Here is a 19,001-nt window from a genome sequence, read left to right as displayed (position 1 = left end):
GTGCGGAAATGCATCTATTGACACTGATCCATAGTCTGAACGCATGGATGATCGCGACTCCACCGACCTGCGCCGCCGACTGCGGTGGCCCATCGTGCTGGGCGACGAGCAGAACGTCACCGTGGCGGCTGCCGTGCTCGGGCTCAGCCAGCCAACGCTCTCCCGGGCGCTCGCTCGGCTGGAGGCTGAGCTGGGTGTGCGGCTGTTCGACCGGCAAGGGCGGTCGATCCGACTGAACGCCGCCGGCGCCGCGTTCCTGGAGCACCTGCGGAGCGCGGAGGCCGCACTTGCGGCAGCCGAGCTCGCTGCGCGCCGCATCGCCGGCCGCGCGGTGCCGCCGATCCGACTCGGATTCCTGCACTCCTTCGGGACCTGGCTGGTACCCGAGCTGATCAAAGCGCACCGCGCCCTCGACGCAGGCGGCGACTACCAACTGCAGCAGGGCGCGGCCGGTCTGATCACTGCAGCGGTGACCGCCGGTGAACTCGACATCGGGATCGTGTCACCGCGGCCGGAAGCACCGACCCTGCGCTGGCAGCTGCTGATGCGCCAACGGCTGCACCTGCTGGTCCCTGATGACCACCAGTGGGCGGGAGGGTCACCGGTGCCCGTCGAGGCGCTCCGCGGGGAACCGCAGGTGGTGATGTCTGCAGGATTCGGCATGCGGACCATCCTCGACTCCCTCTGCGCCGCAGCCGGATTCACCGCGGTCACGGCGATCGAGTGCCAGGACCTCAGCACCGTCCGGGCACTCGTCGGCGCCGGACTCGGGGTGGCTCTCGTACCCGACGAGGGACGGGCGTTGCCGCCGGGGACCGTCGCGCTCGAGCTGCGCGCCGAGGCCGCAGCCGCCACCCGCCGGGAGGTGGGCCTCATCTGGCGGCGGGACGCCGGCGGAATCGCGACCGCCTTCGCGGATCGGGCACGGACCTGGTCTGCGTCAGCCCGTGCGAGGAACCGCGACGACGCAGAACACCACTACCCCTGATCGGTGAGTGCGCTGATCGCCGTCCGGATCCGCTTGTCGGACACCGGGATCGCCGTGCGCATCGGCTGCGCGAACTGGGCCACCCGGAACTCCTGCAGCATCCTGCGCACCGCGGCGACATCCGGATCGTCACGCCGGGCCGGCCGCAGCACTGCCACCGCATCCTCCAACTCGGTCTGCAACCCGATGATCCCGGCCAGCCGTTCCCGGTCGCGCTCCGGGTTGCTGCGCGCCCGTTCCGCGCGGATCGCCAGAGCCTGCAGGTACCGCTCGAGGTCGGGCAGATGCGCGGCGCCGGTGCGGGAGATCATCCCCGGCCGGAGCAGTTCCTGGAGCTGGTTGCGCATGTCGACCGCGGCCGCCGCCAATGCTCCGCCCTGCACCGTGTCGACCTCGAGCCTCGCCACGTTCCCCGCGCGCAGCGCGGCCTCGGTCGCGACCACGACGTCCCCCACCGACCTGTCCAGATGCGGGGCGAGCTTCACCCGCACCGCCTCGAACTCTGCCGCCGTCCAGACGACACCGCCGGCCCAGTCCAGCAGAGCGTCCAGGGCGGCGTCGAGAGCGTCGGCGACCAACCCGTCGAACGAACCGTGCGGGGCCGTGGCGAGGGTCATCATCTGCGCGGACGTCAGCAGATGACGGATGTAGGGGCCGGGCGGACGACTGCCCAGGGCGAGCAGGCGCACCAGGCCGCGGCGCGCCGCGCGCTGTTGGTCACGCACGGTCGCGAAGACGGTGATCCCGACGGAGGTCCGCTCATCGACCAACGCCGGGAACGCCCGCAGCTCCTGACCGCCGATCGTCCGGACGATCTCCTTCTCCACCCCGTCCGGCGGAAACGTCCGCAGACCGTGCACCTCGGCGGTGGAGTCGGCGACCGCCTGCGCCACCGCATCCCGGGTACTGCCCCGCAGCTCGTCCTGCAGTTCTGCCAGGTTCTTGCCGACCGCGACCTCGACACCGCGGGCATCGACGATGCGGAAACGCATCCGCAGATGGTCCGGCAGCTTGGCCTCGTCGAAGTCGGCGACCCCCACCTTGATCCTTGTCATCGCAGTGAGACCGTCAGCGAACCTGGACGCGAAGCCCGCCGTCGCGTCGGAGGCATCCGGATCGAGCCTGGCCAACACGGCTCGGGCGAAGTCCGGCGCCGGGACGAAGTTGCGGCGCAACGTCTTCGGCAGGGTGCGGAGCAGGGCCACCGCCAACTCGTCGCGGTGTCCTGGAACGTGCGCGGAGAACGACCCGGGATCGACCCTGGCCAGCACCGGGAGCGGAATCGTGACCGTGACGCCGTCGTCGTCCCTACTGGGGTCGAAGACGTAGTCGAGGTCGAGGTCGACGCCGCCGGAGCTGAACCGATCGGGGAACGCCTCCGCGGACACCTCCTGGGAGCCGGCGGCCACCAACATCTGTGGCGTGAAGGTCAGCAGATCCGGGTGCTCCCGGAACTCTGTGCGCCACCACGAGTCCAGGTGCCGCCCGGTGGTGACATCGGCCGGGATGCGGGCATCGTAGAGTCCGAACAAGGTGTCGTCGTCGATGACGATGTCGCGTCGTCGAGCGCGGTCCTCCCGCTCGGAAACTTCTTGCAGCGCCGCGAGATTCGTTGCGAACCACGGATGACGGGTCTCCCAGTCAGCCTCCACCAGGGCATGCCGGATGAACAGCTCCCGCGACAGCTCCGGATCGATACCGTCATAGGAGACGGTCCTGGCCGCGACCAGCGTGACGCCGAGCAGTGTCACCTTCTCGGTGGCGACCACCGCACCACGCTTGGCGTCCCACCGGGGCTCGGAGTGGTTTCGCTTGAGCAGGTGTTCACCCACCTTCTCCGCCCACACCGGATCGATCCGGGCAACGGTCCGACCCCAGAGTCGCGTGGTCTCCACCAGTTCGGCAGCCATCACGAACCGTGGCTGCGACTTCGCCAGCGCCGATCCCGGCCAGATGATGAACTTCGTACCACGGGTGCCCTGGTACTCCCGCCCGGGTTCCAGCCGGAGCCCGATGTGGGTGATCAGGCCGGACAACAGGCTGCAGTGCACCGCCTCGGTGTCGACGCCCACCACCTGCGAGCCCCTGCCCTGCTGGGTCGCATTCGTGGGCTTCGTCGCGGTGCCGTCGGTTCCGAGATCGGAGCGGACCTCCGCCTCGGCCGCCGCTCTGGCCGCGGAGAAGGCGCTGGATCCCTTGCCCCGTCGGCGTCTTCCCCGGCCGCTCCCACCCGGTCCGGCACCGGGTTCCTCCCGCACCGGGCGCGCGGAGGCCGCGGCGGTCCGGTCGGGCGCATCCTCGTCCCGACTACTGACGTCGGTGTCCATGCCGAGTTGCCTGGCAACCTGCCGGAGTTGGGCGTGCAGGTCCTGCCATTCGCGGATCCGCAGGTAGTGCAGGTACTCGCTGCGGCACATACGACGGAAGGCGTTGCCGGACAACGTGGCTGCCTGCTCCCGCAGGTAGTGCCAGAGGTTCACCACCGCCAGGAAGTCCGAGTGCGGGTCGGCGAACCGCGCATGCACGGCGGTGGCCTTGTCCCGTTCCTCCAGGGGGTACTCCCGGACGTCCTGGACGGTCAGCCCTGCCACGATCACCAGGATCTCGGCGAGACAACCGCGCTGGTTCGCCTCGACGATCATCCGGGCGTACTGCGGATCGACGGGCAGGGCAGCGAGCTGCCGACCGACCGGGGTCAGCCGCACGGTGCGATCACCCGCACCGTCGGCGCCGCTGTGGTCGAGCGCGCCCAACTCGTCGAGAACCCTGACACCGTCGGTGATCTGCCGGGTGTCCGGCGGTTCGACGAACGGGAACGACTCGATCTCCCCGAGACCGAGCGAGGCCATCTGCAGGATGACCGCGGCAAGCGAGGTACGGGCGATCTCCGGGTCGGTGAACTCCGGCCGGGTCACGAAGTCGTCCTCGGCGTAGAGCCGGAGGCAGATGCCGTCGGCCACCCGGCCGCAGCGGCCCGCGCGCTGCCCTGCCGACGCCTGGGAGATCTTCTCGATCGGCAGCCGCTGGACCTTCGTCCGGGTCGAGTACCGGGAGATGCGCGCGGTGCCCGGATCGATGACGTACCGGATGCCGGGCACGGTCAGCGAGGTCTCGGCGACGTTGGTGGCCAACACGATGCGACGGCCGGAGTGGGCGGAGAAGACCTCGTGCTGCTCGGCTGCCGACAGCCTTCCGTAGAGCGGCAGCACTTCGGTGGTCCCCGGCCGGCTCTGCAGGTGCCCCCGCAGGATCTCGGCGGTGTCGGTGATCTCCCGTTCGCCGGACAGGAACACCAGGATGTCGCCGTCTCCCTCGCGGCCGAGTTCGTCGACGGCCTGACAGATGGCGGTGGCCTGGTCGATCGGCTGGTCCGGTGACTTCCCAGTGTTCTGCTTGCCGCGCGGCGTCTTCGCAGAGCCACTGTGCTCTTCCGGTTCGTCGGTGTCCTCAGCGGCCTCGTCGGGACCGAAGGGTCGGTAACGGACCTCGACCGGATACGTCCGCCCGGAGACTTCAACGATGGGGGCACCGCCGAAGTGCTGGGAGAACCGCACCGGGTCGATGGTCGCGGAGGTGATGATGACTTTGAGATCCGGTCGCTGGGGCAGCAACTGGGTCAGGTAGCCGAGCAGGAAGTCGATGTTGAGGCTGCGCTCGTGCGCCTCGTCGATGATGATCGTGTCGTAGCGACTCAGCAGTCGATCACGACCGATCTCGGCCAGCAGGATGCCGTCCGTCATCAGCTTGACGAGGGTGTCGTCGCGGGTGTGGTCGCCGAATCGGATCGTGTAGCCGATCTGCTCGCCGAGCACGGTGTGAGTCTCCTCCGCGATCCGCTCGGCCAGTGCGCGCGCCGCGATCCGGCGGGGCTGCGTGTGACCGATCATCCCGCGTACGCCCCTGCCCAGCTGCAGGCAGATCTTGGGCAGCTGGGTGGACTTCCCGGAGCCGGTCTCGCCGGCCACGATGATCACCTGGTGCTCGGCGATCGCCGCTGCGAGATCCTCGGCACGCGCGGCCACTGGCAGATCGGGATAGGTGATCTCGGGGACTGCCGCTCGCCGGCGCTCGATGCGCTGCTCCGCCCGCGTCACCTCGTCCGCGATCTGCCCGAGCGAACGATCCCGCTTCGCGGAGTCGCGGATCTTGCGCAGACCCTCCAGTCGGCGTCCGAGTCGGCGCTCGTCGATCAGGCTGAGGTCCTGCAGGCGCTGCCGCAGCCGGCCTGCGGACGGGGGTGCCGCTGCAGGGGTCAGGGCGGGGGTGGCAGTCGCCGCGGACTGGTCGGCAGCGGTGGCATCTGCAGTGCTGGGATCTGGGGACACGGACATGACCGCTCCAGCTTAGGTGGCGTCGCCACCGGGTTCTCCGCCGCTCAGCTGCTGCGCGCGTCCGGGTGGGTGCGCTTGATCTCCCGGGCCGGCTCGAACGGTGAGGAGATCCGTTGCCGACTCCGCATCGCCCAGTCGCGGACACCGACCAGCACCATCACGAAGAAGATGATGTAGACGACCCCCGAGAAGTACAAGCCGGACGTCCAGGCCAGCGGCACACCGACCAGGTCGACGGCCAGCCAGACGAACCAGAACTCGACGATCCGCCGACCCTGCGCCCACATCGCCGCCACCGAGCCGATGAAGATCCAGGCATCGGCGAGCACGATGTGCCACGGAGCCTCGGGGAAGAAGGATCCGTTGGTGGCTTTGAGGATTCCGCCGAATGCTGCCGTCCCGAGGAGCATCGCGACCACCAGGGCGATCCGCTGCCGACCTGTCGCCCAGTGCACCGAGATCTCACCTTCGGCCGAGCGGTCGGCGTTCCATCGCGTCCAGCCCCAGATCGCCCCCAGGATGATGACGACCTGGCGGGCTGCGTTGCCGGGCAGGTGCGCCGAGAGGGTGGCCGACAGCAGCAACAACGAACCGATGATCTGGACGGGCCACGCCAGGATCCACCGCTTCAGGGCGAGCACCACGGTGGCGAGCGCGAAGACGTTGCCGATCAGATCCGACCACTTCACCTGCAGACCGAAGATCGGCACGGTGTCGTTCAGCCAGTTCATGCCGCTCCTGTCGTCCGAGATCCCGCTGTTCGAATGCGCTGCAGCGAGTCTCGCCACTGGGCTTCACCGCGTCGGCCGGGTGCCCTGCGCACGATACGCACCCCACCCACGCTCCCACCCAGTCGTGGAGGACACAGTGACCGAGGAGACAGCCCAATGAGACAGTGATGCCATGGCTCCCGTTGTCCCGCCCACCGGCCCCGTCTTCCTCACCCAACTCACGCCGCTGAGCCTGCTGGAGCGATCCGCGGACGTCTTCGGCGACAAGACCGCGATCGTCCACGGCGAGCGGCGGATCAGCTATGCCGAGTTCGCCGCCGAGTGCACCCGGGTCGCCCGCGCCCTGCAGGCTTCCGGGATCCGTCCGGGCGATCGGATCGCCTACCTGGTGCCCAACCTGCCGGAGATGCTCATCGCGCACTTCGCCGTTCCACTGGCCGGCGGCGTTCTGGTGGCGATCAACACCCGGTTGTCGACCGAGGAGGTCCGCTACGTCCTGGATCACTCCGGGGCCACCGTGTTGGTCGTCGACGCCGCCCTGCACCCGATCGTCGCTCCGGTCGCCGGCGAGCTGCTCTCGGTCAGGGAGATCGTCACCGTGCTGGATCCGGCCGCGCCGGGCGACGGGATCGGGTCCGGGTTCTCCTACGACGAGTTGCTGGCACGGGGGTCCGACGAGCCGCTGCCCTGGGCGGTGGACGACGAGAACGCGACCATCAGCATCAACTACACCTCGGGAACCACCGGCACTCCGAAGGGCGTGCAGTACTCACACCGCGGCGCGTACCTGAACAGTTTCTCGGAGTTGGTGCACAGCAAGCTTTCCCCGGACTCGGTGTACCTCTGGACGCTGCCGATGTTCCACTGCAACGGCTGGTGCACACCGTGGGCGATCACCGGCATCGGCGCCACCCACGTCTGCCTTCGGGAGGTGCGCGGCGACGTCATCTGGGCGCTGATCGACGAGCACCGCGTGACGCACCTCAACGGCGCTCCGACCGTGGTCACCACGATCATGCGGGCTCCCGGAGCGCACTCGCTGGATCGACCACTGGTGATCACCACCGCCGGTGCGCCGCCGTCGCCGACGACGCTCAAGCAGATGTCCCGGATGGGGTTCACCATCGTGCACGTCTACGGCCTCACGGAGACCTACGGGCCACACACCGTCAACGAGTACCGCCGCGAGTGGGATGCGCTCGACGAGGACGCCCGGGCGAAATTGCAAGCGAGGCAAGGGGTCGGGATGATCCACACCGATCTGATCCGGGTCGTCGATGCTGACCTGCACGACGTACCCAGGGACGGCGCCACACTCGGTGAGATCGTGATGCGCGGCAACAACGTGATGACCGGTTACTACCGGGACGAAGCGGCGACCGAGCGGGCCTTCGCGGGCGGCTGGTTCCACTCCGGCGACCTGGCCCTGTGGCATCCGGACGGATACGTCGAGATCCGCGACCGGGCCAAGGACATCGTCATCTCGGGCGGCGAGAACATCTCCACCGTCGAGGTGGAGCAGGCGCTGATGGCGCACCCTGAAGTGGTGGAGGCCGCGGTCATCGGCGTCCCGGACGAGCAGTGGGGGGAACGACCGAAGGCGTTCGTCATCCTCGAGCGGGGAGCGGAGGTCGACGAGCGGGCGTTGATCGAGCACGTCAAGACCGCGATCGCCCGCTACAAGGCACCCCGGGAGATCGAGTTCGTCGACGCGCTGCCCAAGACGTCCACCGGCAAGATCCAGAAACAGGTGCTGCGCGGGCTGCCGTCCTGACCAGCGGGCTCAGCCGAACTGCCGCAGCACCGTACTGGACAGGGGGGGCCAGGAGTCGACAGCCCACGGCCCGAAACCCTTGCTCGCCAGGCTGACGCAGGCGAGCTGCACGTCCGGATCGACCCAGAGGAAGCTGCCCGACTGACCGAAGTGGCCGAAGGTGGCCGGTGAGTTCGCCGGAGCGGTCCAGTGCGGGCTCTTACCGTCCTTGATCTCGCAGCCGAGACCCCAGTCGTTGGTGGTCTGCCGACCGTAGCCGGGCAGCACACCCGGCAGACCGGGGAATGCACAGGTGGACGCGCCGACCACGACGCCGGGGAGGGTCTGCCGGGGGGTGAGCAACTCGGCGGCCAGCGCGGCCAGGTCGGCGATGGTGCCCGACATCCCGTGGGCTGCAGAGCCTTCCAGGGTCGACGTCATGCCGAGTGGCTCCAACACCCGCTGGGCCAGCAGCTCCTTCACCGACAGTGCCGCCGCCTCCGCGGCCAGGTCGGCGGCGATCTCGATCCCCCGGTTCGAGTAGATCCGCCTCGTTCCGGGGGCCGCGAGCACGTCATCCGAGTCCATCGCGACCCCCGAAGCGTGCGAGAGCAGGTGCCGCAGGGTTGCACCCTCGGGCCCGGCAGGCGTGTCGAGCGACAACAATCCGTCCGCGACGACGTCGAGCACGGCGAGGGCGGTGACCACCTTGGTCACCGATGCCCAGCGGAAGGTGCCGTCGTCGCCGGCCGCGGTGAGCACCCCGGAGGGTCCGATCACGGCGACGGCCGCCCGGTCGACCGGCCATCCGTCGAGCACCGCGCTGAGGTCCGAGGTCACAGCGACGAAGCTACCCGCCGGGTCGTCGGAGCCGGAACGTCCACGGCTGCGACCCCGGCTCGCTACGGTGTAGGCCTCCGATCAGAGGTCCGACGAGAGGAACCCCAGCCGTGCGTCCCGGTCTGCAGCACCGCATCCTCGTCCGTCCTGCCCGCCGCGGCCCCGTGGTCTCACTGCTGCTCGGGGTGACGGCCGCTCTGGCGATCGCCGGATGCGGCGCGAGCGTCGGCGGCGTCGCGGTGGATCCCGCCTCGTCGGCTCCTGCCCTGCCGACGACGGAGGGCTCGGCGGCCTCGTCCACGGACGAGTCGCCGACCAGCACACCGGAGCCGACCACCGAGCCGACCACCGGGCCGACCACCGAGCCGACCACCGAGCCGCCGGTGACCACGGACAGCACCACCACGACCTCCACCACGACCTCCACCACGACCTCCACCAGCGAGCCCCCCGACCCCGCCGAGCCGCCGGTGCTCGCCTTCGGTCAGAGCTACAGCTGGGCCAACGGGATCACGGTGACCGTCGCGGCGCCGAAGAAGTACACGCCGAAGGACGCTGCGGAGAGCAAGAAGTACGGCAAGGAGTTCGTCACCTTCGCCATCACCCTCGTCAACGGCAGCAAGCAGGCCTACCAGGCGCAGGAGCTGCTGTTCCGGGCCGACAGCGGTGGCGAGTCCAGGGGTCGCCGGTACTACGACGGCGGCCTGCCGAGCCCACCGGAGATCTCGTTGGTACCCGGCCAGAGCGCCACCTGGACCTGGGCGTACGGATTGAGCACGAGCAGCACCGTCGCGGTGCTCGTCGCGGCGGATTCCGACAGCGAGGAGGTCGGCTACGCGCTGGACGGAACCGGCAGGACCACGAAGGAATCGGGCAGCGGCTCCCCGCTCGCCGAGTTCACCGGGGTGCAGAAGCTCGGCGGGAAGTTCACCTTCGCCAGCGGGATCTCGGTGGCCGTCGGCACGTTCAGGGCCTACACGCCCGGCGAGGACGCCTACGGCGAGAAGTCGCCGCGCTACCTGCAGACCACCCTCACCGTGACCAACGGCTCGCGGGAGACGATCACCCCGACAGCTCTCAGCTACGGACTCGCCGAGAAGACGGTGCAGCGGGTCCAGGTCCGCGCGCGGTCGCAGAAGATCGGCTCACTGCCGGAGGGCCGCTACCCACCCGGTTCGACGTTCACGGTCAAGATCGCCTTCGGGCTGTCGGGCACCGCAGGCCTGGTGCTGGACGTCCGGTTCCGGGACAGCGGATCGGTCGTCTTCACCAATCTGCCCGCCCCGATCTACAGCACCACCGAACCCGGAGCGAAGACGCCAACCCCGCCGACCTCCGGCGGCACAGCGCCCGGTCCGGTGTCCGACGACATCGCCGTGCGCGGTGCTGCACAGGTCGCCTTCGGCTCCAAGATCACCTGGACGAACGGTGTCACCGCGCTCGTCAGCAAGCCGGCGAGCTTCACGGCCAGGAACACGACCCGCCAACCCCGCGGTGCTCGTGCGGTGAAGTACACGGTGACGATCACCAACGGTTCCAGGGAACCGATCACCTCGATCCTGTTGAGCGGTGTGGTCAGCGGCGGTTTCAGCTGTGAATCGGTCGTCGATTCGGCCTCGGGTGTCGGCGATGCACAGCTGTCGGTGGAGCCGGGGAAGACCGCGACGTTGACGCTCGGCTGCTGGGCGAAGGACCCAGCGGATGTCGTCGTCCAGCTCCGACCGGACCAGCCCTTCGACGTGGCCTGGGTGTCCTCCACGGGTCCCCAGAAGCCCCGATCCGTGGCGGCGTCGAAGGAAGCGGAGGGCGACGAGGCAGAGCGGAAGCTCGGTGACACCTTCGTCTACGCCTCCGGAATCTCGGTGGCGGTGCGCACCCGATCGGCGGTCCCGGTCGGTGCGGTCGCCGGCGACGGCACCACCTACCTCGCCGTGGAGGGCACGTTCACCAACAACACCGACACCCCGTTCCGGCTCAGCGGCTGGTCACCCAAGGTCTTCGACGGCGACGCGGCGGCCGAGACGTTCTACAACGAGCGGGATTTCATCGGTCCGGCCTCCGGCCTGTACCTGCTGCCGGGGCGGAGCCTCACGCTGGCGCAGGGCGCCATCCTGAAGCAGCCGGACAAGATCTCGGTGACGAGCCGAGACCCGTCCTACGAAGGTCCCACCATCACCTGGACTCCCTGACCCTGAGCTCGTCCAGCGCGGGTGCCCGACCAACGCGGAGCCCGACCAACGCGGAGCCCCACCAACGCGGAGCCCGACCAACGCGGAGCACTCACCGCGCCGCGGCGCACTCAGCGCACCGCGGCGCACTCAGCGCACCGCGGCGCACTCAGCGCAGGGCGGCGCCGAGTACCCGACCGATCTCTGCGGTCAGGTCCTCCAGCGCGCGCTCGGTCTGCGGGTCGACGTCGTGGGCGCCGTGATCGGTCGCGTCGGCGAACACCGCGACGACGGCCACCGGCTCGCCGGCGCGGAGCAGGATGCCGGCATCGTGCCGCAGGCCGTCCAGTGATCCTGTCTTGTGGGCCAGCATGATCGGCTCGGGGAGGTGGCGCGGCAGCAGGTCGATGTGCTGCTGACGCCGCAGCGCTGTCATTGCGACCTCGCGCAGCGCGCTGTCGGCGTAGACGCCTTCGGCGCGGGCGAGCTGGACCAATCCGTGGGCTGCGTCGGCCGCGGTCATCTCGTTGCGGACGCTCGCGAAGGCGGGATCGGTGGTGTTGAGTCTGCGCCGCAGCACCGTGGAGGTCAGACCGGCATGCTGCATCGACGCGTTCACCCTGTCCATCCCGACAGCGTCGATCAGCAGGTTGGTCGCCATGTTGTCGCTGATCACGATCATCAACGTCAGCAGGTCGCGGACCGACGGCGTGGGGACGTCCTGCAGGACGTACAGCACCCCGGACGGCTCGACCCGTTCCGCCTCGTCGACCGATATCGGCTGGTCCAGCGAGAGTCGCTGGGCAGCAACGTCTTCCAGCACGGCTGTCATCACCGGAACCTTGATGACGGAGGCCGCTCTGAACACCTGGTCGCCGTCGATCGAGAATCCGCCATCGTGGAGGTCGTCAACCGCCACCGAGACGGTGAATTCCGCCGGGGCTGCGGCCAGCAGGGCTCGGACGGCGGGCTCGGCTGCGATCAGGGTGTCGGTGAAGGTCATCCCGCAATCCTCCCTCGGAGCACCTGCCGGCACCCGCCGGGGCCACCGCCCGCACGGGAGTCGGATCAGTGCGTGACGGAGAACGGCCGCTCACCGAGCATCTCAGCAGAAGGTTCTGCAGGAATGCTCGGCGACGGGCCACTTGACGTCACCCGAGAGCGACACGACCCACGAAGGGGCCACCAGGTGCTCATCGACTCCCCGACCAGGTCGGTCTCAGCCGGCCTGCAGGGTGATCAGGCTCGGGTCCGGGCATCACCGTGGTGCAGGTGTGGCCGGAACAGGGTGCCCAGGATGAGGCTCGCAGCACCACGGGCCCAGGCGGTGTCGTCCGACTGGACGAGGATCAGGTCCGACTCGCTCATCGACCCGAACATGCCGCGCTGCAACGCTGTTCGGCAGTGGGCGAGGATCAGGTCGTGGTAGCGCATCCCCTCGCCCGCCAGCACCACCCGGTCCGGATCGACCAGGTTGACCACCGTGCCCAACGCGTCACCGAGCGCGGTGGCGAACACGGCTCGGAGCGTCTCGTTCCCGGCGCGGGCCCGCTCAGCGGCCCGGCGCTGGTGCGGCTCAGCGCTCCAGGATCTCCTGAACGGTCGACTGGCGGATCATCGGAGCGAACAGGGCCATCGCCTCCAGCGCCCGTTGGTGGTCCGCAGCGGTGGCCCCGGCGCAGGCGTCAGTGGCGATCGTCACCTGGATCCCGTCGTCCGCCGCCGCCAGCGCTGTCGCCAGCACGCAGCAGTCGGTGGACACCCCGCCCAGCACCAGCTCGGTGACGCCCGGCAACGCGGCGGCCGTCGCCGCGTCCCACTTGCCGAACTTGGGCCGGTCGATCGCCACCGCACCGGTGGTGTCGACGCCGTCGACCAGGTCGTACAGCGCACTGTTGGCGGGATCGGTGGCGAACGGCCAGTCCCGGTAGTACGGCTGCCAGGCACCCATGATCTGCTCCGGCAGGACGAACCGGGTGACGGCGACCGGCCCGTGCCAACCCGCCAGCAGCCGCCGGCAGCTGTCCGCAGCGGAATCGAAATCCGGTGCGGCCCAGGGGCTCTGTGGTTCGGCGAAGATGCGCTGGAGGTCGATCAGCATGAGCGCCGTTGTCATCGCGGCGTGGTGGCGATGAGGGGGAGCGCCTCCTGTCGGCGCACCGCGTCCCGACGCAGCACGAGCGTCACCACATACCCGAGCACCAGCGCGACCAGCACCCCGATGTTGGCTCCGCCGAGCGTCCCGGCCTTGCCGCCGAGGATGCCCATGAAGTACCCCTGCCAGCCGAAGCCCTGGTAGGTACTCACCACCAGGCCCCAGCCGATGATCGTCCCGACGACGACGAGGACCACCGCCGAGACGGTGACAGTGCCGTAGCGACCGGTGCGGGAGAACAGCTCGTCGATCGCGTAGGGCTGCTTCCGCAGCTGCACATCCGCCAGGAAGATGCCACACCACACCGCGATCGGGACGCCGAGGGTGATCAGGAAGCCCTGGAACGGTCCGAGGAAGTCATCGGCGATGAACACCACGTAGATCGCCCCGGCGATCATCAGCACCCCGTCGATGGAAGCGGCGACGTAGCGCGGCGCCTTCAGCCCGACCGAGAGAAGCGCCAGGCCGGAGGAGTAGATGTCCAGCACCGCACCGCCGATCAGACCGAGGATGGCGACGATGCCGAACGGCACCAGGAACCAGGTCGGCACCGTGGTGACGAGGGCACCGATCGGATCCGCCGCGATTCCGTCCCGCAGGTCCGTCGAGCTCCCGGCGAGCAGCAGGCCGAAGATCACCAGCAGGATCGGCGCGATCGAGCCGCCGAGTGTCGTCCAGCCGACGACACCCCTGGTCGAGGCGGACCGCGGGAGGTAACGGGAATAGTCGGCGGCAGCATTCACCCAGCCCAGCCCGAACCCCGTCATCACCAGCACCAGGGCTCCGATGAACGCGCCGAGCGAGCCGGCGGGCAGCGCGCTCACCACCGCCCAGTCGATCTTGTTCGCGACCACGATCACGAACACCACCGTGAGCACCCCGGTGACGATGGTGATCCATTTCTGCAGCTTCATGATGAAGTCGAAACCGAGGATCCCGCCGATCACGATGAGTGCGGCAACCACCACCAGCGCGATGATCTTCGCTCCGGTGCCGCCGCCCCAGCCGAGGGCGTCGAACACGGTGGAGGTCGCGAGCACCGCCAGCGCTGTCAGCGCGGTCTCCCACCCGACCGTCAGCACCCAGGAGATCAGCGACGGCAGCCGGTTGCCCTCCGTCCCGAAGGCAGCTCTGGAGAGCGTCATCGTGGGGGCGTTACCGCGTTTGCCGGCGATGGACACCAGGCCGCACAACAGGAACGAGAAGACGATACCGATCACGCCGACGATCAGCGCCTGCCAGAACGAGACCCCGGCGTACAGGATGAAAGCCGCGTAGCTGATGCCGAAGACCGAGACGTTGGCTGCGAACCACGGCCAGAACAGCTCCCGCGGGGTGCCCCGGTGTTCCGACTCGTCGATGGCGTTGATGCCGTTGGCCTCGACTCCGCGAGGGGCGGCCTGCGTCGGTTCGAGCTGTGTCATGACGGGGATCCTGCCACTGAGCACCAGGAACTCCCAGAGCCCCACCCGGTCCGGTCCTGCTCAGCCCGTCGGGACCATCACAGATCGGCGGAGCACGGCCGTGGCGAAGGACCGCACCCCGGCATCGAAGTCCACCGTCGGCCGATAGCCGATCAACTCACGCGCTGCCGCGGGATCAGCGACCACGTGCCTGACGTCACCGGCCCGGCCACCTCCCACGACCACCGGCTCCGGGCCGCCCATCGCCGCTGCCAGGGCGGCCGCCAACTCGCTGACCGTGTGCGGTACCCCGGAGGCGATGTTGAGCGGCGTCATTCGACCGGGCTCCTCGAGCGGACCCCTGGTCACCTGACCCAGGGCCTCGATCGCTGCGACGTTCGCGGCGGCGATGTCGTCGACGTGCACGAAGTCGCGCAGCTGCCGGCCGTCCTCGAACACCCGAGGCGCCTCACCACGCTCGAGCGCGGAGCGGAACAACGCAGCCACCCCCGCGTACGGGGTGTCGCGCGGCATCCGCGGACCATAGACGTTGTGGTAGCGCAACGAGATGGCGCGTCCGCCGGCGGCGATCGCCCAGGATGTCGCCAGGTGCTCCTGGGCAACTTTGGTGCCGGCGTAGACATTGCGCGGATCGAGCGATGCGCCCTCGCTGATCGCTGCCCAGGTCAGCGTGCCTGCGCAGTGCGGACACTGCGGCTCGAAGCTGCCGGCCGCCAACGCCGCTGCGGAGCGGGCCGGGGGCCGCACCTCCTGGTGGACGGAGCAGCGGTAGCGGCCTTCGCCGTACACCACCATCGACGAGGCCTGGACGAAACTTCCGACGCCGGCCCGGGCCATCGCTGCCAGCAGGGTCGAGGTGCCGACGACGTTGTGAGAGGCGTAGAGCGGTGCATCGTCGAGATCCACCCCGAGCCCGACCATGGCCGCCTGGTGGCATACGACGTCGATCCCGGCCACGAGGGAGTCGAGCAGGTCGCCGTCGCGCACGTCGCCGATCACGGTGTCTGCCGGCATCCACGGCGGCGGGCCGCCGTGCGCCTGGGGGATCAGCAGGTCGAGGCCGAGCACCTCGTGGCCGGCCTCCCGCAAGCGGTCGCAGACGGTCGATCCGATGAAACCGGCAGCACCGGTGACGAGAACTCGCATACCGACAGCAGATCAGTCGTCCGACGCCGGAACGAGAGATCCTTCCTTACGGAACAACAACATCCGCACGGGTGTCGCTCGCGGGCAGACGGACCTCGAAGCGGCAGCCCGGCCAACGGTTGGCCACCGCGATCGACCCACCGTGCGCCTCCACCAGCCCCCGGGCGATCGCCAGCCCCAGTCCGGCACCGGGACCGGTGACGGCCGATTCCTCATGCGGAGAGCGCGCATCCCCGCCCCGGAATGCGGTGTCGAAGACGAACGGCAGTTCGTGCTCGGGGATCCCCCCGCAGCCGTCCTGCACGACGAGCAGCACTGCCTCCTCGTCGTTGCCGACGCTGAGCCGTACCGTGCCGCCGCTGGGAGTGTGCCGGATGGCGTTGACCAACAGGTTGCCCAGCACCCTGGCCATCTCGCGGTGCGACGCCGAGACGGTCGGCCAACTCTCCCTGATCGCATCGGTGCCGCTCTCCAGTCGCACCTGGCGGACCTGCGCCGCGGGCATCGACGCGTCGAGCGCCTGGGTGACCAGACTCTTTGTCGAGAGCAGCTCGACGGCGAGAGTCAGCGTGCCCGAGTTGATCCTGGAGAGCTCGAACAGGTCGTCCACCATCGCCGAGAGCCGATGGGTCTCGTCGCCGATGCGGCGCGCATAGCGGGTGACGTCCTGCGGATCGGTGACCACGGCGTCCTCAAGGGCCTCGCTCATCGCCCGGATCCCGGCGAGCGGGGTGCGCAGATCGTGGCTGATCCAACCGACCAGCTCCCGGCGGGACGTCTCGGCGGACCGCTCGCTCGCGCGTCGACTCTCCGCCTCCAGCTCACGCCGGATCACCCTGCGGGCGAACAACACCGACACCGGTACCACCGTGACAGCGATGAGACCGCAGGCGACGGCCGTCCAGCCGACCTGGTCGGTGAACATGAATCCGCTGATCGCGACGACGAACAGGAGCACCGACAGCACCGGCATACCGACGAGTACGCCGACAGCCACCGGGATCGCCGATCCTCGCGCGGTGCGTTGGATCCAGCGCAGCAGGATCGCCTCGAGCAACACGATCGCCACCGTCGCGAGCAGCGCCCAGGGCAGGATGTGTGAGAGGTCGGTCATGGAGTTGGTCCTTCCGGGTCGAACCGGTAGCCGATGCCCCAGAGGGTGACGATCCTCGTCGGACGACTCGGATCGACCTCGATCTTCTCCCGCAGCCGACGCACGTGGACGGTCACGGTCGACTGGTCGCCGAACGACCAGTCCCACACCTGTTCCAGCAGAGCGGTCCTGGTGAAGGCCTGGCCCGGATGCCGCAGCAGGTGGACCAGCAGGTCGAACTCCCGGGTGGTCAGCGCGAGCGGTGCACCGGCTCGCTGGGCGATCCTGCTACGCGGGTCGACGATCAGGTCGCCGTCGCACATCACTTGCGGTACAGCAGGTTCCGTCCGGACTGCCTGGGAGCGTTCGAGGATCCGACCGACCCGCAGCGACAACTCGCGGGGCGAGAACGGCTTCACCACATAATCGTCCGCCCCGTACTCCAGGCCCACGACGCGGTCGGACTCCGCGCCCAGCGCCGTCAGCATCAGGATCGGAACCGTCGAGGTCCGGCGCAGGTGCCGGCAGACGTCAAGTCCGTCGATCCCGGGCAGCATCAGATCCAGCACGATGAGATCGGGGCGCTCCCGCGCGGCAAGTGCCAGCGCGTCGGCACCGTCGGCGGCCTCCAGCACCCGGTGTCCGTCGCGCACCAGGTAGCGGCGCACGACCTCGCGGACCGTCGGGTCGTCATCGACGATCAGCACGGTGGCGCCGCTGGGGCCGTCGGTCGCGGGACGCGGGGGATCCGTCATCAGATCACCAGTGTGTCAGCAGCAGATGATTGACGAGCAGCGCTGTACCGATCTGCAGCACCAGCAACCGCCAACGCCACTGCCGCGACAGCCCTACGACCCCACAGAGCAGCCAGACGCCGAACGGCAACCAGATCCGCTCCGTCTCGGCCTTGGACAGCCCGGACAGGTCGGCGAGCAGCACGGCGATCGCGGTGGCCATCGTCAGCAGCGCCGGGACACCGATCCGCCGGCGAGCGGCGCCCTCCGTCCGCCGGCCGTGACGGACACCGGCCCAGGCCGCTCGAGCGGCGGCTGTCACCGAGGTCGCGAAGGCGGGTCCGGCACAGACCACCAGCGCCGCCAGGTTCGCCCAGACGAAGTAGCTGTACGGCCGCGCGCTCGCGATCCCCTGGTAGTAGCGCGTCTGCAGCAACGACAGAGCGGAGAACCAGTGGAAACCGTTGGCGAAGAACCAGATCGCCACGGCCGCGACCCCGACGACGACCATCGCCCAGGCACTGCTCCACAGGCGCACCGACCCACCGCGGGTGCGCACCGATCGCCAGGAGCACCAGCACACAGCGGCGACCAGCACGATGGCCACCGCCAGGCCGTACGACAGGTACAGCGTCGCTCCCAGGAGCAACCCGCCGATCGACGACCAGGGGATGGCAGCCCGGGCCGAACGCCTGGTCGAACCCCAGGCGGCAGCAGCGATCCCGGCAGCAAGCACGCCGGCGAACATGCCGTCCGCGGACGTCCCGACCCACACGGCGCCGGGGAAGAAGATCCCGAACGGCACCATCGCTCGCGCGGCGCCGGCCGCACCCAGCGCCCGCAGGGTGATCGGTACCGAGACCGCGACCGTGCTCCCGACGACGATCACGGCGATCCCAGCCCAGGTCTGTCCGCCCAGCCCGATCCGGTCGAGTGCCCAGAAGAACAGCGTGGCCAACGGCGGATGACTGGAGACGTGGGTGGTCCAGCTGCCGGGCTGGAAATCCAGGATGTGGTCGGAGAAGGACGACAGGAATCCGTGGACGTCGGAGACCCGCGGCAGATCGTGCAGGTACTCGTCCTTCTCACCCAGGGGCGCTGCCCAACTCCGTTCGCCGGTGTCGATCAGCGACAGCGAGAACGTCCAGGCGAGCGCTCCGAGATAGCTCAACGGCAGCAGCCTCGACCACCGCAGCCGGCCCAGCCACCTGCGGGCGAGCACCACCCCGAGCAGTGCGAGCAGGATCGCGGCAGGTGTCCCCGGCCCCACGTGCGGAATCAATCGGGCGATCAGCGGCGGCGCGTCGACGTAGAGCCGACTTCCCGATCGGGTCAGGATGGCTCCGACCACTGCGGCGATGGTCAGCAGGAGTACCGCCGCCACCAACGGCACGACCACCCAACTCGTGGACGGAGCACGCCGGACCGCTGCTGCAGCACCCGCGGACGCGTCCTGGTCGACGGCAGCGCCGGACCCGACAGCAGCCGAGTCGGGAGTCTGCAGCACGCTCATCCGGTCGACGCTATTCACCCGGACCGGGCACAGGGCGATCCGAGGCCGAACGTCAGCGTTCCGTAATCCCCTGCGCAGCATGACCACTGCGCCGTAAGGAACGATTCCGGTTTCAGGAGAGGTTC

At 69.3% G+C, this 19,001-nt stretch carries 13 protein-coding genes and 1 pseudogene; 3 read left to right on the top strand and 11 right to left on the bottom strand.

Annotated features, from left to right (window positions below; genetic code table 11):
- Nucleotides 1-43: 43 nt before the first annotated feature.
- Nucleotides 44-988 (top strand): LysR family transcriptional regulator, encoded by a 945-nt coding sequence (locus tag ABLG96_RS03735; protein WP_353650075.1) that lies wholly within the window; start codon nt 44-46, stop codon nt 986-988.
- Here the strand turns inward: ABLG96_RS03735 and hrpA are convergent.
- Nucleotides 979-5,319, bottom strand: a complete 4,341-nt coding sequence (gene hrpA, locus ABLG96_RS03730; RefSeq protein WP_353650074.1) for an ATP-dependent RNA helicase HrpA — start codon at nt 5,317-5,319, stop codon at nt 979-981. The two genes, ABLG96_RS03735 and hrpA, sit on opposite strands and share 10 nt — an antisense overlap.
- Before the next feature lie 44 nt (nt 5,320-5,363).
- On the bottom strand, nt 5,364-6,050 hold the full coding sequence (locus ABLG96_RS03725) for a nicotinamide mononucleotide transporter family protein (RefSeq protein WP_353650073.1): 687 nt from the start codon (nt 6,048-6,050) through the stop codon (nt 5,364-5,366).
- 172 nt (nt 6,051-6,222) lie between these two features.
- Between ABLG96_RS03725 and ABLG96_RS03720 the strand changes: the two genes are divergently transcribed.
- Nucleotides 6,223-7,824: a long-chain-fatty-acid--CoA ligase gene (locus ABLG96_RS03720; protein WP_353650072.1), complete on the top strand. Its 1,602-nt coding sequence runs from the start codon at nt 6,223-6,225 to the stop codon at nt 7,822-7,824.
- A gap of 9 nt (nt 7,825-7,833) precedes the next feature.
- Here ABLG96_RS03720 and ABLG96_RS03715 read toward each other — a convergent pair whose 3' ends face one another.
- Complete coding sequence (locus ABLG96_RS03715; protein ID WP_353650071.1) at nt 7,834-8,643, bottom strand: serine hydrolase domain-containing protein; 810 nt, start codon at nt 8,641-8,643, stop codon at nt 7,834-7,836.
- Nucleotides 8,644-8,753: 110 nt separating this feature from the next.
- Here ABLG96_RS03715 and ABLG96_RS03710 point away from each other — a divergent pair, with 110 nt between their 5' ends.
- Nucleotides 8,754-10,832, top strand: a complete 2,079-nt coding sequence (locus ABLG96_RS03710; RefSeq protein WP_353650070.1) for a hypothetical protein — start codon at nt 8,754-8,756, stop codon at nt 10,830-10,832.
- Between the two features lie 148 nt (nt 10,833-10,980).
- On the opposite strand, the gene ABLG96_RS03705 is transcribed toward ABLG96_RS03710, so the two are convergent.
- The 8 genes and pseudogenes from ABLG96_RS03705 to ABLG96_RS03670 form a co-directional block, all read right to left on the bottom strand.
- Nucleotides 10,981-11,814, bottom strand: a complete 834-nt coding sequence (locus ABLG96_RS03705) for a serine hydrolase (RefSeq protein WP_353650069.1) — start codon at nt 11,812-11,814, stop codon at nt 10,981-10,983.
- A 236-nt stretch (nt 11,815-12,050) separates the two neighbouring features.
- Nucleotides 12,051-12,362 (bottom strand): annotated as a pseudogene (locus tag ABLG96_RS03700) (ROK family protein); the annotation flags it as partial.
- Nucleotides 12,363-12,387: 25 nt separating this feature from the next.
- Nucleotides 12,388-12,927: an isochorismatase family protein gene (locus ABLG96_RS03695; RefSeq protein ID WP_353650068.1), complete on the bottom strand. Its 540-nt coding sequence runs from the start codon at nt 12,925-12,927 to the stop codon at nt 12,388-12,390.
- Entirely contained in the window at nt 12,924-14,390 is a 1,467-nt protein-coding gene (locus ABLG96_RS03690; RefSeq protein ID WP_353650067.1) for a cytosine permease, read from the bottom strand. Before ABLG96_RS03690 ends, ABLG96_RS03695 begins: the two co-directional genes overlap by 4 nt.
- Before the next feature lie 60 nt (nt 14,391-14,450).
- Nucleotides 14,451-15,536: an NAD-dependent epimerase/dehydratase family protein gene (locus ABLG96_RS03685; protein WP_353650066.1), complete on the bottom strand. Its 1,086-nt coding sequence runs from the start codon at nt 15,534-15,536 to the stop codon at nt 14,451-14,453.
- A 46-nt stretch (nt 15,537-15,582) separates the two neighbouring features.
- Entirely contained in the window at nt 15,583-16,650 is a 1,068-nt protein-coding gene (locus tag ABLG96_RS03680; RefSeq protein ID WP_353650065.1) for a HAMP domain-containing sensor histidine kinase, read from the bottom strand.
- Nucleotides 16,647-17,384 carry a response regulator transcription factor gene (locus tag ABLG96_RS03675; protein WP_353650064.1) on the bottom strand — a complete coding sequence of 246 codons (738 nt, stop codon included), beginning with the start codon at nt 17,382-17,384 and terminating at the stop codon, nt 16,647-16,649. The genes ABLG96_RS03680 and ABLG96_RS03675 overlap by 4 nt, the downstream gene beginning before the upstream one ends.
- Before the next feature lie 4 nt (nt 17,385-17,388).
- Nucleotides 17,389-18,876: a hypothetical protein gene (locus ABLG96_RS03670; protein ID WP_353650063.1), complete on the bottom strand. Its 1,488-nt coding sequence runs from the start codon at nt 18,874-18,876 to the stop codon at nt 17,389-17,391.
- Nucleotides 18,877-19,001 lie beyond the last annotated feature (125 nt).

The organism is Nakamurella sp. A5-74 (assembly GCF_040438885.1).
Classification (GTDB): domain Bacteria; phylum Actinomycetota; class Actinomycetes; order Mycobacteriales; family Nakamurellaceae; genus Nakamurella.
Note: the sequence above shows the minus strand (reverse complement) of the source record. Positions and strands in the feature narration are given on the sequence as shown.